At 46.2% G+C, this 14,617-nt stretch carries 15 protein-coding genes and 1 pseudogene; 8 read left to right on the top strand and 8 right to left on the bottom strand.

The features are described 5' to 3' along the window. The first annotated feature begins 1 nt into the window (after window position 1). Window positions 2-763, top strand: a complete 762-nt coding sequence (locus GNE05_RS06585; RefSeq protein ID WP_060561821.1) for an ABC transporter permease — start codon at window positions 2-4, stop codon at window positions 761-763. Between the two features lie 24 nt (window positions 764-787). Here GNE05_RS06585 and GNE05_RS06580 read toward each other — a convergent pair whose 3' ends face one another. Then, a complete protein-coding gene (locus GNE05_RS06580) occupies window positions 788-1,606 on the bottom strand; it encodes a uroporphyrinogen-III synthase (protein WP_160182590.1) in 819 nt (272 codons plus the stop codon). 175 nt (window positions 1,607-1,781) lie between these two features. Between GNE05_RS06580 and GNE05_RS06575 the strand changes: the two genes are divergently transcribed. After that, the gene (locus GNE05_RS06575) at window positions 1,782-1,967 is read left to right on the top strand and encodes a DUF8096 family protein (RefSeq protein ID WP_003154919.1); all 186 of its coding nucleotides are present in this window, start codon (window positions 1,782-1,784) and stop codon (window positions 1,965-1,967) included. A gap of 42 nt (window positions 1,968-2,009) precedes the next feature. Here GNE05_RS06575 and GNE05_RS06570 read toward each other — a convergent pair whose 3' ends face one another. The 4 genes from GNE05_RS06570 to fdhF form a co-directional block, all read right to left on the bottom strand. Next, a complete protein-coding gene (locus tag GNE05_RS06570) occupies window positions 2,010-3,194 on the bottom strand; it encodes a macrolide family glycosyltransferase (RefSeq protein ID WP_160182589.1) in 1,185 nt (394 codons plus the stop codon). Next, window positions 3,191-4,411, bottom strand: coding sequence for a cytochrome P450 (locus GNE05_RS06565; RefSeq protein WP_160182588.1), 1,221 nt, complete (start codon window positions 4,409-4,411; stop codon window positions 3,191-3,193). Before GNE05_RS06565 ends, GNE05_RS06570 begins: the two co-directional genes overlap by 4 nt. Window positions 4,412-4,618: 207 nt before the next feature. Next, window positions 4,619-5,161 carry a helical membrane plugin domain-containing protein gene (locus GNE05_RS06560; protein ID WP_012117344.1) on the bottom strand — a complete coding sequence of 181 codons (543 nt, stop codon included), beginning with the start codon at window positions 5,159-5,161 and terminating at the stop codon, window positions 4,619-4,621. Further along, a complete protein-coding gene (gene fdhF / locus GNE05_RS06555; protein ID WP_160182587.1) occupies window positions 5,154-8,111 on the bottom strand; it encodes a formate dehydrogenase subunit alpha in 2,958 nt (985 codons plus the stop codon). Before fdhF ends, GNE05_RS06560 begins: the two co-directional genes overlap by 8 nt. A gap of 124 nt (window positions 8,112-8,235) precedes the next feature. Here fdhF and GNE05_RS06550 point away from each other — a divergent pair, with 124 nt between their 5' ends. From GNE05_RS06550 to GNE05_RS06535, 4 genes are all read left to right on the top strand, one after another. Then, the gene (locus tag GNE05_RS06550; RefSeq protein WP_160182586.1) at window positions 8,236-8,805 is read left to right on the top strand and encodes a YjgB family protein; all 570 of its coding nucleotides are present in this window, start codon (window positions 8,236-8,238) and stop codon (window positions 8,803-8,805) included. Window positions 8,806-8,902: 97 nt separating this feature from the next. Further along, window positions 8,903-9,304: a ribosomal maturation YjgA family protein gene (locus GNE05_RS06545; protein ID WP_020955665.1), complete on the top strand. Its 402-nt coding sequence runs from the start codon at window positions 8,903-8,905 to the stop codon at window positions 9,302-9,304. A gap of 42 nt (window positions 9,305-9,346) precedes the next feature. Next, complete coding sequence (locus GNE05_RS06540; RefSeq protein ID WP_007407314.1) at window positions 9,347-9,520, top strand: YjfB family protein; 174 nt, start codon at window positions 9,347-9,349, stop codon at window positions 9,518-9,520. 113 nt (window positions 9,521-9,633) lie between these two features. Next, on the top strand, window positions 9,634-9,816 hold the full coding sequence (locus GNE05_RS06535) for a hypothetical protein (RefSeq protein ID WP_072177299.1): 183 nt from the start codon (window positions 9,634-9,636) through the stop codon (window positions 9,814-9,816). 283 nt (window positions 9,817-10,099) lie between these two features. Here the strand turns inward: GNE05_RS06535 and GNE05_RS21520 are convergent. After that, a pseudogene (locus GNE05_RS21520) lies at window positions 10,100-10,496 on the bottom strand (MgtC/SapB family protein); the annotation flags it as partial. 101 nt (window positions 10,497-10,597) lie between these two features. Between GNE05_RS21520 and GNE05_RS06525 the strand changes: the two are divergent. Continuing rightward, on the top strand, window positions 10,598-10,930 hold the full coding sequence (locus GNE05_RS06525; RefSeq protein ID WP_160182585.1) for a hypothetical protein: 333 nt from the start codon (window positions 10,598-10,600) through the stop codon (window positions 10,928-10,930). A 521-nt stretch (window positions 10,931-11,451) separates the two neighbouring features. Here the strand turns inward: GNE05_RS06525 and GNE05_RS06520 are convergent. Together GNE05_RS06520 and GNE05_RS06515 are read right to left on the bottom strand one after the other, a co-directional pair. Then, window positions 11,452-12,135: an HAD family hydrolase gene (locus GNE05_RS06520; protein WP_015417259.1), complete on the bottom strand. Its 684-nt coding sequence runs from the start codon at window positions 12,133-12,135 to the stop codon at window positions 11,452-11,454. Between the two features lie 17 nt (window positions 12,136-12,152). Further along, entirely contained in the window at window positions 12,153-12,914 is a 762-nt protein-coding gene (locus GNE05_RS06515; protein WP_007407321.1) for a DeoR/GlpR family DNA-binding transcription regulator, read from the bottom strand. Between the two features lie 252 nt (window positions 12,915-13,166). Here GNE05_RS06515 and lacG point away from each other — a divergent pair, with 252 nt between their 5' ends. Continuing rightward, entirely contained in the window at window positions 13,167-14,567 is a 1,401-nt protein-coding gene (gene lacG / locus GNE05_RS06510) for a 6-phospho-beta-galactosidase (protein ID WP_100261713.1), read from the top strand. The last annotated feature ends 50 nt before the right edge of the window (window positions 14,568-14,617 follow it).

The raw sequence follows: 14,617 nt of genomic DNA, 5'->3' as shown, positions 1-14,617 counted from the left end.
TATGAATGATCTTTCTCTATTATTGACAAGTATATTTGTCATTATCGCTTTATTCCTGTCTAAATCTTTTAAAGCCGGCGTCGAAAAGGATATGATCGTCGCAACCGTCAGGGCCGTCATTCAGCTGCTTATCATCGGCTATGTGCTGTCGCTGATTTTTCGCGGTGATCACCCGATATTTATCATATTAATGGTGCTTCTCATGCTCACGGCCGCTTCGCACAATGTCTCCAAACGGAAAAAAATGCGGATCGGCTCATTTTGGCGCGTTTTTCTGACACTGGCGATCGCGGAAACCGTGACGCAGGGACTTTTACTGACCCTGCATATCATTCCGTTCACTTCAAGATATGTCATTCCGATAAGCGGCATGGTCATCGGAAACTCCATGGTGCTCTCAAGCCTGTTTTTAAACAAGCTCAGTTCGGAAGCGGATCTGCGGAAAGAAGAAATCCAGCTGATTCTCTCTCTCGGAGGAACGCCTAAGCAGGCCGTCCGGCAGATATTGACGTCCAGTATGAAGCTCAGTATGATCCCGACGCTTGAAAGCCAGAAAACATTGGGTCTCGTTCAGCTTCCCGGCATGATGACGGGGCAGATTTTAGCGGGGGCTGATCCGGTACAGGCGGTGCGCTTTCAGCTGCTGATCGTTTTTACAACGATGGCCTCCGCTCTTCTTACATGTATCATACTCAGCGCCTTGACATATCCTTCCCTTTTCACGGAACACTGGCAATTAAAAAAATTCAGCAGGGAAGCGTAGGCTTTTTCCCTGCTGAATGATTATTTATGACAAGGTCAGAGATTCATAGTAACGGGATAATTCAATAATCATCGCTCCCATCCGCTCAATGTCCGGAGCAAGGACCCTCTTTACCCCTTCATCCCGGATCGCTTCAGCCGTCACTTTGCCGACTGCGGCGGCAAGCACTTGTTTTTCGAATGCCTGCTGCAATTCTTTTGTGATCCCTTTTTCTTTTGCATAATCAAAGAGAGAACGCACTTGAATGGCTGTCGTAAAACATACGGCATCGACCTCTTCGTTTAACAGCTCTCCCAGCAGTTTATCGACCGTCTCCCTTTCAGGCGGCATATGCTGATACGGCAGAACAGGGAATACCTCCGCTCCGTTTTTCTCAAGGAACTCCGTTAAGACCGGCGCTTTTTCGCCATGAAGCTGTATCATGACTTTTTTATCTTTAAAGTCAAATCGTTCCAAGGAGCGGATCAGCCCTCTTGTTGTACCGTCTTCATCTGAGGCATGCGGCGTGATGCCGAGCTTTTTTAAGGCCGCATATGTTTTATAGCCTCTGCAGCCGATTTTCGCTTCATGAACGGCCGCTAAAAATTCTTCTTTCAGACCGATTTTTTCCGATACCGACAATAACGTTTCCGTACCGATGCCTGTGGTGAATATCACCCAGTCGGCTTTTTGCCCGGCAAATGTTCTTACGTCGGGTTCAATTTGATCCTCCGCCAGGTATACGGTTCCTTGGAGGGAACGGACGACCGCCGTTCCGCCCTGCTTTTCTATTAATCTTGTGATCTCTTCTGTTTTCCGCGAACCGCCGATGGCAATCCGTTTCCCGTTCAATCCTTTTCCCATCGCTGTTTTCTTCTTCCCTTCAGATGCCGGGCGCCCTATGGCAGGCCGGCATTTATTTCTATTATTGTTACGCAATCAGCCGGGAAAATCAAGCTATGCTCCCGTTGAATCCCCCGTGCAGTTGCTGTATCATTAACCGGGCAGAACGATTTGATTCGCGGAGGGATTTTCAATCATGGAAACAAAAAAAGAGTTCGAGACAAAAGGATACGATACTTCGGTCATTTATGAGTTCAATGAATATCCTGATGTTCACAGCGGCCGATGTGACAATTGCGACTACACGCTGTTTAAAAGCTCAGTGAAGGGCGGAAAATTTTTGAGGGAATGCCGGAGATGCGGCATGAAGAAAAACATATAACAAAACAGGCAGCCGTCTTCCGGTGCGCTGCCTGTTTCTCAATCAATTTTCGACGGCCGCCTTTTTCAAAAATTCTTCAATGGCGCAAACAGCCTGTTTGGGGCCGCCGGTTTCTTCTATTTTCTGCTGCATGCTTTTCACGCGGCTGAGGATGTTTTTATCGCCGTATACGTTTTGAACGTCTTTTTGCAAACGGGCCACAGTGACTTCTTTCGGCGGCAGATGCACGCCAAGCCCCAATTCATCCACACGCTTTGCGGTAACCTCTTGTTCGTGCATTTGCGGAACGACAACGAGCGGGACACCCGCATTCATCGCCTCCATTGTACTGTTCATCCCGCCGTGAGATACGAACAGCTTTGCTTTCTCCAGCACATCAAGCTGAGGAACGTGCTGGCGGATGATAAAGTGATCGGGGACATCCGAAAAACTTTCCGGATCAATTGTTGTGCCGACTGACATAATAACCCGCCAGTCCGAGTCCCGAAACGCGTCAATACACATCTGGTAAAATTCAGGCCAGGCGTTAAACGCCGTTCCCAGTGAGATGAGCATAAGCGGACGGTCATCGGCTGCATCAATTTCCAGACTTCCCGTATTTGTGCGTTCTCCAAGAGACGGACCCGCAAAACAGAATCGTTCTTCAAAGGTTTCCTGTTTCGGCTGAAAGGCCCTTGGCATAAAGACAATATTCAGTTTTTCAGGCATAAAAAATTCTTCCATTGTCATCCGTTTCAATTGTTCATTTTCAATCTGCTCCTGGTATTCTTCTATCGCCTGTTTGGCCGCTTCCAGTGTTTCTTCGTCTCTTCCTAATTGAAAATACTCATTCATTGCATAGCTCGGGCAGAACTTTACGGCCGGGATGCCGCCATTATCCGCAAACAATTTTCCGGCAAGAGCTAAAAAATCAAACAGGACGATGTCAGGAAGGTCGTCTTTGTACAGCTCTTCCAGCTGCGGAAGCACTTCAACCGCTTCTTCCAGAAACATCACAAACGCATCATTTTTATTTACCCGTTCTTTTATCGTCTCCGGGTCCGCCTGTATGCTTGTGCGGTATAAAACGGGAATGGCGCCCGTTTTGGCAACGGAAGCTTCAAATTCCTCAGTCGTAGCGAATGTCACTTTATACCCGCGATTGACAAGTTCCTCGGCTACAGGCAGCGTGGGATTGACATGACCGTGAGCGGCCACATTAATAATGGCGATGTGTGTTTTTCTCATCTTTTTTCTTCTCCCTCATTTTCGTTTATCTCCGCTTCTAAAGACTCCAGCCCGTACATGACACTGTTTCGGATCGGCTCAATCCGGACCGGCTCAAGGTGTGAAAAGGCTTTTACAATTCCTTTCAGCGCGGCTTCCGCTTCAAGTCTGGCAAGCGGAGCGCCTAAGCAGAAGTGTACGCCGAATCCGAAGGAAAGGTGCGGATTCGATTGGCGATGAATATCAAATACACCCGCCTTCTCAAATTTGTTTTCATCACGGTTGGCAGATGCAACGTAGCAGAGAACGATCTCCCCGCTTTTCAAGCGGCGTCCGCGCAGTTCAGTGTCGTGCCGGACCGTCCTTCTGACAAACGGAGCGGGAGCGCGAAAACGCAGCGTCTCTTCCACCGTTTGCGCGATGAGAGAAGGGTCCTGTCTCAGCTCTTCATAAAGGCCGGGCGTCTCTAATATGCTGTAAACCGCATTTGAAATGAGATTAGTCGTTGTTTCATTTCCCGCCACTAAAAGCAGGTTGCAAAACGGGATCAGATCTTCTGCCGTGAGCTTCTCTCCCTCTTCTTCCTCTTTTATCAAAATAGAAATAATGTCTTGGCCGGGCTGTTTTCGTTTGCTTTCTATTATTTCCGCAAAAAACGCCGCCAGCTCCGCCTCACATTGGTCACGTTCCTGCTGATTTTTCTCCGCCGCTTCAGGACTCGCATCTTTCGGCATGCTGACGAGAATGTCCGACCATTTTTTAAACTGATCCATACGTTCGGACGGAACGCCTAATAATTCTGAAATCACCATGACCGGCAAAGGGTAAGAGAGATCTTTAACGATATCAATCCGCCCTTTGTTCTTTGCCTGTTTCAGGAGATGATCGGTAATGTCTTTAATTCTCGGCTCCCATTCCTTCAAGACGCGGGGAGTGAAAGCGCGATTGACGGCGGATCTGATTTGGGTATGCTTCGGCGGGTCCATATTCAGCATGGACTTTGCAATCGAGCTTTTCACATCAGTCATGAGGCTTGAGAACGTCTCTTTATCACTGATGACTTTTTTGACATCATCGTATAAAAACACACTCCAAACCTTCGTTTCTTCATCAAAGTGTATAGGGCTTTCCCGTCTCATTTTTTCGTACCAAGGAAAAGGGTTGTATACGTCCAGGCCGTTTTTTCCTTTCATCAGGGTTCTTTGGATGGCTTGTCTCGTGCTCCTCAGCTTACTCATGTTTCATCACTCCTGATTGTTTCATATTTGAATAGTTGACGTACCTTGAATTTTATCCTAGCACATATTTTCAATTTTTTTCTATTCATAACCTGAACTATTAACATAACACAACAAAAGTCATGAATCCGGAGGTGAAATTTCTCCCAAGAAAACAGCAGAAGCGCACAAAAAACCCGAGCCTTCGGCCAGGCTCGGGAGATATGTTCACTCATTCGTCTGCGGTTTCTGGTGCTGCTTTTGGTCTTCAGGAGGCTGCGTATTTCTTTCCATATCGTCCGTATCAGCGCCCATGCCTTTCAGGAAAGAAAACAGCAGAGTGACGGCCTTGTTGATTTCCGGGTCTTTTAAAGCGCGGACGATATCAAAATACCCGGTCTTCCTGCCGCTGTCTTTTTCCTCGACGGCCTTTGTGACCCCCGCATTGATTTTAACGATAAACGGCTCAAGCTGTTTTACATCGAGCATGCCGAGAACGCCGCTTAACAGCAGGAGATTTTTCAGCATATTGGCCGTTTCCGGAGTATTCGCCTTCTTCACGAGGATATCCATCACTTTGTCTCCCTGGCCGAAGAGCCCGCGCAGAAGCGCCAAAACGCCGCGCTCGTTCATGTGCTGAAGAATATGCAGAGATTCCAAAATCGCGTCTTTATTTCGTAAAAGAGCCGTCTCGATCTCTTCTAAGTCCTTTTTTCGTTTGTCTTCTTCTGTGACGGTCTGTTTTCGGATGCCGCTGATTGCTTTAGCCATTTTGCTGTTTCCCCCTTTTTACGGCGTCTCCCGGAAATACATAATCTTTACGCGCCCATTTCCGATCAACCCGGACACCGATCTGCGGCTGCGGGTTTCCGTAACGGAAATTGATTTTCGGAAGCGGATTAACGCCTTCTTTTTTCAAAATCTCCATCTTCGCTGATGTTTCTTTATAAGCCGGTGTATCGGTATCCTTATCGGCATAGCTGCTTGTCAAAAGGTTAATGGCGGCGTCTTTTGAATCGTTCATCGGGAGATAGACTTGTTTGCCTTTTACCCTGTCTGTGATGACGCATTTGACTTTCACATTTCCGTACGGTGATGTCAGACGGACAAGCGTTCCGTCTTCCAGCCCTCTTTCTTCGGCGAGTTCGGGCGAGACCTCAAGGAACACACTCGGTGTTTTTTCGGATATTCCTTTTGATCGGTAAGTCAGATTCCCTTCGTGAAAATGCTCGAGCAGCCGCCCATTATTCACATGGATATCATATTCTTCACCAAATTCTTTCGGCTCGGTCCACTGAACGGGATATAGAATCGCTTTGCCGTCTGAAAACGGGAACTTATCCGTAAATAAAAGCGGTGAATCTGTTCCGTCCGCTGCAACCGGCCATTGCAGTGAATTGTAGCCTTCGAGACGTTCGTAAGTGACGCCTGCGTAGAGCGGCGAAAGCATCGCCGCTTCTTCCATGATGTCTGCCGGATGTTCATAGTGCCAATCAGCGCCCAGACGGTTGGCGATGTCCGTAATGATCTGCCAATCAGGCTTTGAATCGCCCAGCGGTTCAAACACTTTGTAAAGGCGCTGCACCCTCCGTTCCGTATTCGTAAACGTCCCTTCTTTTTCAAGGCTCGGGCTTGCCGGAAGCACGACATCGGCGAACTCGGCCGTACGCGAAAGAAAGATATCCTGCACAACGAAGAAATCAAGCTTTTCAAATGCGGTATGAACATGGTTAATATTGGAGTCGACAAGCCCCATTTCTTCTCCTTTTAAGTACATGGACTTCAGTTTTCCTGAGTGGATGCCTTCGATCATTTCATGATTTGTCATTCCGATTTCTTTCGGCAGGTCTGTTCCCCATCCCTGTTCATACTTTTTGCGGGCTTTTTCATCCGTTACTTTTTCATAGCCGGGGAAGCTGTCAGGCATACTGCCGAAATCACTGGCTCCCTGCACGTTATTATGGCCCCTAAGCGGATATGAGCCTGCGCCGGGCTTGCCGTAATTTCCGGTCACAAGAAGCATGTTGGAAATGGCCGTGCTCGTATCACTTCCTCCGATATGCTGGGTGACCCCCATCGCCCACAGTGCGCACACGCTGCCGGCTTCATGAATCATCCGGGCTACTTTGATTAGGGTATCCTTGTCCACACCGGTATGTTTTTCCGCATATTCCATTGTATAAGGTTCAAGGCTTTTCACGAATTCATCTAATCCGTTCACTCTCTCCTTCAGAAATGCAGTATCCGCCAAATCGTGATCAAGCAGATATTTCGATACGGCATTCAGCCAGACAATATCTGATCCGGCACGCGGCTGGAAAAACACATCGGAGCGCTCGGCCATTTCATGTTTTCGCAAGTCAGCGACGACGAGCTTCTGTCCGTGCAGTTTATGAGAACGTTTAATGCGTGTGGACAGGACGGGGTGAGACTCAGACGTATTTGAGCCGATAATCAGCACGAGCTCAGCTTTTTCTATATCTGTAATCGACCCTGAATCACCGCCGTATCCGACCGTTCTGAACAATCCGGCCGTGGCGGGAGACTGGCAGTAGCGGGAGCAGTTGTCGACATTATTTGTGCCGATGACGGCTCTTGCAAGCTTCTGCATCACGTATGATTCTTCATTCGTGCATTTGGAAGATGTGATAAAGGCAAGTGCGTCCGGGCCGAAATGTTCTTTTATATCGGTAAATTTATCAGCGATCAGCTGCAGCGCTTCATCCCATTCCGCCTCCCGAAACGAGTCTCCTTCCCGGATAAGCGGTTTGGTAAGGCGCTTTTCACTATTGACGAAATCCCAGCCGAATTTCCCTTTCACACACGTCGAAATGCCATTTGCGGGCGCCTCGGCCTGAGGCTCGACCTTTAAAATGTCTCTTCCTTTCGTCCATATATCAAAACTGCATCCGACACCGCAGTAAGTGCATACGGTTTTCGTTTTTTTGATTCTTTCATCCCGCATGGCCGATTCCATGTCCGATATGGCCAAAATCGATCCGTATCCGGTTTCGACGCCTTTTGTGATGTCAATCATCGGCCGAAGCGTCTCTTGGTTAATGCCTGTTAAATAACCCGCTTCGCCTTCCATGCCTTTTTCCATCATGGCATTGCACGGACATACCGTCGAGCAATGTCCGCAGGAAACACATGATGATTCATTGATCGGCACATCCTGATCCCAAATGACCCGCGGGCGTTTCCGCTCCCAATCAATGCTTAACGTTTCGGTTACCTGTACGTCCTGACAGGCTTCGACGCAGCGTCCGCACAAAATGCACTGGTCGGGATCATATCGGTAAAACGGATTTGATTCATCTTTAGGATACGGTTTTTGATCGAACGGAATGCTTTGATGATTGATTTTCATTTCCTTTACGGTATTATGTACTTCGCAGCTCCCATTGTTGTAATCACAGACCGTGCAGTACAATTCATGGTTGTGCAAAATGTTGTCCATGCCGATAATCTGCGCTTTTTTCACATCGGACGAAAGCGTATCGATGACATCTCCGTCCTTTATTTGCGCGGAACACGAACGCACCAGTTCCCCGTTAATATTGACGATACAGGTATCGCACGTTTCAATCGGCCCGAGACTCGGATGATAACACACGTGCGGCACGTCAATTGAACTATTGTTCAAAAGCTGCAAAACGGTTTGACCGTCCGGCGCTTCCATTTCAACCCCATTGATTGTAACTTTCTTTGTACCAGCCATTTTCTTTTCCCCTTTCTGTACCCCTCTATACATCCTCTATGATTCCCAGCCGGCCTTTCACTAAAACATCTCGTTTATCTCAGGAAACATACGGGTATGAGCGGTAAAAAGGAGGCGTTCACATATGTTGAAGAAAAAAACACTCGCCACGGGATTATCGGCAATGATGCTCACGGGATGCGCATTCGGCGCAGAAGCATTTTCAGTTACACAGCCCGTCCATGCCGCAGCCGCTTCAAAAACGGAAAATCAACGTGCACAAGAACTGGTGAACAGCCTTTACCAATCGGCGTTTAAAGGGGAAATGCCGCAAAATGTGAAAGGCCTGAAAATCAACCAAAGCACAAGACAGGACGTTTACGATAAAATCGGCGAGCCGGAACAAAAAGCAGACAGCCGCAATCCATTTGATTTATACAGCTGGAACATGGGAAACCCCGGTTATGGATTTTCCTATCATAAAAACGGAAAAATCTCGGAAATACGCTATTTCGGAACAGGGGTCGAGCGGCGCTTAAACCTCGGCAGCGTCACACCTGACGTCTTAAGCAAACAAATCGGCAGCGCTGACAAAATCCTGACAGTGCCAAAAACGGGCGAAACAGATTACGTCTACCATACGGGGCAGTATGAGCTCCGCTTCGTCATCGGCAGTGACCAAAAAGCAGACCACGTCAACCTAAAAGCCAGATAACGCAAAAAAAGCGGCCTCCCGGGCCGTTTTTTCATAGACAGCTTTTCCGTCGTTCCTTACAATACATGGGAGTACAAAAAAAGGGGAACAGTGTGAAGTGAATAGACATCCATTGACATACGGAATATGTACCGTTTTTATCATCGCCCTCGGTTTGCTGTCCAGAACCGCATACATCACCGCCCTATTGCCCGGCATCATAAACGCTTATTTAGGAGATGCCTTGTGGGCGGCAATGATTTTTACAGGATTCGGGCTTCTGTTTCGGAACATCCGGACGGAAACAGCCGCATTTTTGAGCCTCTCGTTTTGCTGTCTGATTGAATGCAGCCAGCTGTATCACGCGCCTTGGATTGACGCAATCAGAAGCAGCACGCTCGGCGGGCTGATCCTCGGCTGGCAATTTGTCTGGAGTGACATTTTCGCCTATACCCTCGGGGTATGCGCTGCCGCATTTTTAGAATGGGCCGTAAAAAGAAACCGCCAGTCCCCTTCATAATCGGAGCATGCCGCCGATATGAAGGGATAAGGAGGTGGAGCTATGGATATCCCTGCGTTGTCAATCGCTATGCACCAAGCATCTCTAGCGCAGAATGTAAATATCGCTTTAACAAAAACGGTCATGCAGCAAGCACAGGCTGCGGCGGAAGAAACAGTGAAAATGCTGCCGTCCCAGCACCCGACTGCCGGACATTCAATTGATGTGAAAGTGTAAAAAAAGATGCCGGATGATAACCGGCGTCTTTTTTTTGCCCGTTGTACGTACACCATACCGGGCATACAGGAATAAGGTAAACGGAACCAACATTTGAAAAGGAGGTTTTCCTCTTGTACGATCCTTTCTATCATGAATACACAGCCGAGAGCCACGAACGGGTGCCATATCATTATCCGCGGCCGCCTTATTATTTCCCAAGACCATATCCATACTATCCGCGGCCGCCTTATTATTTCCCCAGACCGTATCCATACTATCCGCGGCCGTATATCCCGTTCTATCCCTGGTATTAATGTTTGAAAAGAAATGACTGCAGACAGGAGGCTTCCCCTGTCTGCTATTCAACTTTGACCGACAGAATATACGGGAGAGCTTGAACTTTTTCCATTACCGCCGCTTTCCCGCTTTTGCTTTTCACCCTTCCCTTCACTTCAAGCACCGCCTTATTCAATTCATAGGACGTAATAAGAATTCCTTTTTCCTCAAGAGAAGTTAAAATATCATGCATGACGGCTTTCTCCTCAATCCTGAAACTGACAGACAAAGAATGCGCCGCCGGTTTAAACAGAAAATTTAACAGTTCAAGCCCGATTAACGCCAAAATCGTGCCGCTGATGCCGATGACATACATACCTGCCCCGATCGTCAGCCCGATCCCCGACGTAGCCCAAATCCCCGCGGCCGTCGTAAGCCCCCGCACGACATGCCGCTGCAAAATAATCGTGCCGGCTCCTAAAAACCCGACGCCGCTGACGACCTGCGCCGCCACCCGGCTCGGATCAAAGGACGTATGGCTGTTGGATAACAAATCAAAAAAGCCGTATTTGGAAACGATCATCATCAAGGCGCTGCCGACGGCCACTAAAAAATGCGTCCTCAAACCGGCTTCCTTCGCCCTGAATTCTCTCTCCAATCCAATAAGAGCCCCAAGCAGACCCGCAACCGCCAGACGAATCACAAAATCAAGTTCCATCCGTCTCTCTCCTTTCCTTATCTTCTTACCCGCTTTTACAACCCAATCATGCGGTGTATCTTTTTTTAAAATGCACCGACTAATTGACATAAGGAGGTTTTATGAAATATATTCTGTGGTTTTTTATATTATTGTTATTTAGCTTATTTATTTTGGGAGGATATAAAGCATCTGTTTCTCACCCGGATTTCCCGGTTCCATTATTTGCTATACACAGCAAAACAAAGGAATATGAAAAAGGAAAATACGTTTCAAACTATACATACCGTTTCGCAAAAGAAGAAGAAGGTCCGAGCGGTTTATACCAATTGGAAATAGCCGAAAAAGACTGGAAACTTAAAGGGCAGGAAGGACTTATCAAAACCTATGAAAAGCAAGGAGAACGTGTTTCACTTTTTTTCGGTACGGGGGAAATAAGCGTCATTGAAGAATGATCCTTCCCAAAAGACAGGCTGGAATCCGCAAACGGCATATCTTTTACGACTTCCTTTATCTCTGCGAATCTATAAATTCAACCAATATCTCAATTAAGGCGAACACCTTTCTGATCCAAAAAATGCCGCCTTCAATGAGAAAATCATTATACAAAAACAAAAGCGCAACTGAAAAAGAATAAGCACCTCATAAAAAAAGCCCTCTTTTTAAAAAGAGGGCTGCAGAAGGAAACAGGTAATTATTTATCTAAAGTGTTCTCACTCACATTAAAAGTAAGAATGTTGCCAAAAACAATATGGTCCCTTCTATTTTGAAAAGGCCCTATATTATTATAGTGCTTCTCGATAACATATCTAGATAAGCCTATTCCAGAACTTTTTTGATCATACCATCTGATAAAATCTTTAATCTCTTCCATTGAAAGATCAAATTCTTTCTCAAGACCTGTGGTCATTGTAACAAGAGAATTGCCCGATTACTGGCGGGCTGTTTATTTGGTGGTTCCTCCCAACTGCATCTCTCAAACAGAATGTCCGGCAATCACCTCAAAAAACGAGGTGAAATCTGTCAGTATCCCGTCATCCGCCAGCTGTTTTTCTTCAAATAGCGCGCGGTTTTTTCCGAGCGGGTCAATGGCCATAATCTTGCCTGCACCTGCTTTTTTCGCCGCTGTGAGCCCCGAAAAGGCATCTTCAATGACTAAGCAATCTTCAGGCCTGAGGCCTAACTTTTCCGATGCGATGAGAAAAATATCCGGCGCCGGTTTTCCGGGGAAGCTCCCGTCATCAAACGTGACTTTGTCAAAATCAAACCACCGATCCAACTGAAAGACGTCAAAGTAAAACTCGACATTTTCCTTTACCGTAGCCGTGGCAATGGTCATTGGCGTTTCTGATTTTTTCAGATGGTTCAATACGCCGGTCAGTCCCTTCGTCAGCTTTAACTCATCTTTGTTTTCAAGGCATAATTCTCTGTAGTAGGCTTCTTTTTCAAAAGACAGCTTCTTGATTTCTTCATTTGTTAAATCGCCGGAAATAAAATACGTCAGGATTTCACTGTTTGTTCTCCCGTGAATGTTAACGAAAATGTCTTCATCAGAAATGGTTTTCGGCGCGTATTTTTTCACCATGAAAAACCATGCTTTTTCGTGCAGATGCGAATCTTGAAACATCGTGCCGTTAAAATCAAAAATAACCCCTTTCATTGAACCGCCCGCCTTTTTTATTTTTTTGCGATTTTGACATCTACATATTGCTCGTAATGAATTTGAACATCTTTCATCACTTTATCATCCGTAATCAGATAATCCATATCATGTAAGTTATAGAACACGTAAAAATCTTCCCGGTTGAATTTTTTATTATCCGCCAGCAAAAATTTCGTCCGCGAATTATTCAGCGCGATTTGATGAGCTTCCCCTTCTTCAATGCTGTAAGAAGAAATCTCATCATTATGTATGCCGTTGGCGCTGATGAAGGCTTTCGTAAAATTGAATTTCTGCAGATTGCCGTTCACGATGGGCCCGACGAAGGCACCGGTATTTTTTCGGAAATCGCCGCCAATCAGGATGGTATCCGCAGTGTCACCATGCTTTAAAATATCAAATACGGGATAGTTGTTTGTGATAATCCTGATTCGCTTATGCAGCAGGTGTTTGGCTAAAAGTTCAATCGTCGTGCCGGGCCCTAAAAAAACGGTATCGCCGTCATTTACATATGAAGCTGCGAGTTCCGCGATCTTCCCCTTCTCATCCATTTGAACACCCAGTTTTTCATTATGCGATAATTCGTGATCAATGGAATAAGATATGCTCTGTGCGCCTCCGTGAATACGTACTATTTTTCCGGCCTTATCCAGCTCGTCCAGATCTCTTCTCACTGTCATATCAGAAACATCCAGTTCATCGATAATATCACTCACCGTAATAAATCCCCGCGAGTTTACGATATCGATGATTTTTAAAAGACGCTCTTTTTTTAACATGTTCAATCATCCCCTCAACTTTACACACAATCTAACACACCGCGGCACTCCGGTCAACAAAAACAAACACTAACAAACAACATAATCAACATATAAAACAACGGAAAACTTATAAAACCCCTATGAAAACAGATGTTATTTCTTTATGAAGCTATTGACAACAAAAATGTATGCGTTTACTATTAAACAAAAGATAACAATTACAAACATTAACAAACTTCAATTCACACATTGGCGAAGGAGGATTCAGTAATGCTCAAATTACCTCATGACTTTATTTTCGGCGGGGCGACTGCGGCATATCAAGCGGAAGGCGCCACAAAAGAAGGCGGCAAAGGGCCTGTGGCCTGGGATGAATTTCTTGAAAAACAGGGAAGATTCAGCCCTGATCCGGCAAGTGATTTTTACCGCCAGTTTCCGGAAGATATTAAACTATGTGAAAAATTCGGAATAAACGGCATCCGCCTTTCTATAGCCTGGACGAGAATTTTCCCTGACGGCACGGGCAAAATCAATCAGGAAGGTGTTGATTACTATCATCGTATTTTCTCAGAGTGCCATAAACGCAACGTCACCCCTTTTGTCACGCTGCATCATTTCGATACACCGAAAGGATTATTTGACCAGGGAGATTTCCTCAACCGCGCTGCAATAGAAGCGTTCGTCAGCTATGCGGAGTTTTGCTTTAAAGAATTCAGCGAAATCAGATATTGGAGCACGTTTAACGAAATTTATCCCACAGCCACCAACCAGTATTTACTCGGGGTTTTCCCGCCATCAATTAAAAGTGATATCACAAAAGTCATTCAATGCCTCCATCACATGATGGTAGCGCATGCGATGACCGTCAATCTTTTTAAAGACGGCGGCTATCCGGGAGAAATCGGTGTCGTCCACTCATTGGAAACAAAATATCCCGCCAGCGACTCAGAAGAAGACCGCCACGCCTGTTTTCTGGATGACGCGTTATCAGTGAGATTTCTCCTCGACGCCACCTACCTCGGCTATTATTCTGAGGAAACCATGCGGGCTCTGGATGAAATCTGTGAGGCAAACGGCGCTTCATACGAGTTTTCAGACAGTGACTTTGACGTGATGAAAAAAGCTTCAACGCGCAATGATTATCTCGGCATCAATCATTATCAATGCCATTTCGTCAAAGCGTACGACGGAGAAACCGTTATTCACCATAACGGAACGGGCGATAAGGGCACTTCGGTCTATAAAGTAAAAGGAATCGGCGAAAGAATTTACAAAGAAGGCCTGAAGCGGACCGATTGGGACTGGCTCATTTATCCTGAAGGCATGTATGACATGCTGATGCGCATCAAACGTGACTATCCGCAATATAACAAAATATACATTACCGAAAACGGCATGGGCTATAAAGATGAGTTTGAAGACGGCATCATTATGGATAAGGCAAGAATCGACTATTTAAAAGTCTATTTAGAAGCCGTCAGTAAAGCGATTAGCGACGGGGTCAATGTAAAGGGGTACTTCTTATGGTCCTTAATGGATTTATTTTCATGGACCAACGGCTACAACAAACGTTACGGTCTTTTTTACGTCGACTTTGACACCCAAAAACGGTATCCGAAAGAATCGGCCTACTGGTACAAACTTGTAAGTGAAACAAAAACAATCATTTAACGATCATACATGATGAAAAGAGTCTCTTTTCATCATGTGTGCCGTCTTTA

It is taken from the genome of Bacillus sp. AM1(2019), from assembly GCF_009906915.1.
Classification (GTDB): Bacteria; Bacillota; Bacilli; order Bacillales; family Bacillaceae; genus Bacillus; species Bacillus velezensis.
The sequence above is the reverse complement of the archived record's forward strand: the minus strand, read 5'-3'. Positions and strand labels throughout refer to the sequence as shown.

Coding starts and splice junctions, on each gene's coding strand:
- GNE05_RS06585 (WP_060561821.1), top strand. CDS start 2: ATGAATGATCTTTCTCTATTATTGACAAGTATATTTGTCATTATCGCT.
- GNE05_RS06580 (WP_160182590.1), bottom strand. CDS start 1,606: ATGGGAAAAGGATTGAACGGGAAACGGATTGCCATCGGCGGTTCGCGG.
- GNE05_RS06575 (WP_003154919.1), top strand. CDS start 1,782: ATGGAAACAAAAAAAGAGTTCGAGACAAAAGGATACGATACTTCGGTC.
- GNE05_RS06570 (WP_160182589.1), bottom strand. CDS start 3,194: ATGAGAAAAACACACATCGCCATTATTAATGTGGCCGCTCACGGTCAT.
- GNE05_RS06565 (WP_160182588.1), bottom strand. CDS start 4,411: ATGAGTAAGCTGAGGAGCACGAGACAAGCCATCCAAAGAACCCTGATG.
- GNE05_RS06560 (WP_012117344.1), bottom strand. CDS start 5,161: ATGGCTAAAGCAATCAGCGGCATCCGAAAACAGACCGTCACAGAAGAA.
- fdhF (WP_160182587.1), bottom strand. CDS start 8,111: ATGGCTGGTACAAAGAAAGTTACAATCAATGGGGTTGAAATGGAAGCG.
- GNE05_RS06550 (WP_160182586.1), top strand. CDS start 8,236: ATGTTGAAGAAAAAAACACTCGCCACGGGATTATCGGCAATGATGCTC.
- GNE05_RS06540 (WP_007407314.1), top strand. CDS start 9,347: ATGGATATCCCTGCGTTGTCAATCGCTATGCACCAAGCATCTCTAGCG.
- GNE05_RS06525 (WP_160182585.1), top strand. CDS start 10,598: ATGAAATATATTCTGTGGTTTTTTATATTATTGTTATTTAGCTTATTT.
- GNE05_RS06520 (WP_015417259.1), bottom strand. CDS start 12,135: ATGAAAGGGGTTATTTTTGATTTTAACGGCACGATGTTTCAAGATTCG.
- GNE05_RS06515 (WP_007407321.1), bottom strand. CDS start 12,914: ATGTTAAAAAAAGAGCGTCTTTTAAAAATCATCGATATCGTAAACTCG.
- lacG (WP_100261713.1), top strand. CDS start 13,167: ATGCTCAAATTACCTCATGACTTTATTTTCGGCGGGGCGACTGCGGCA.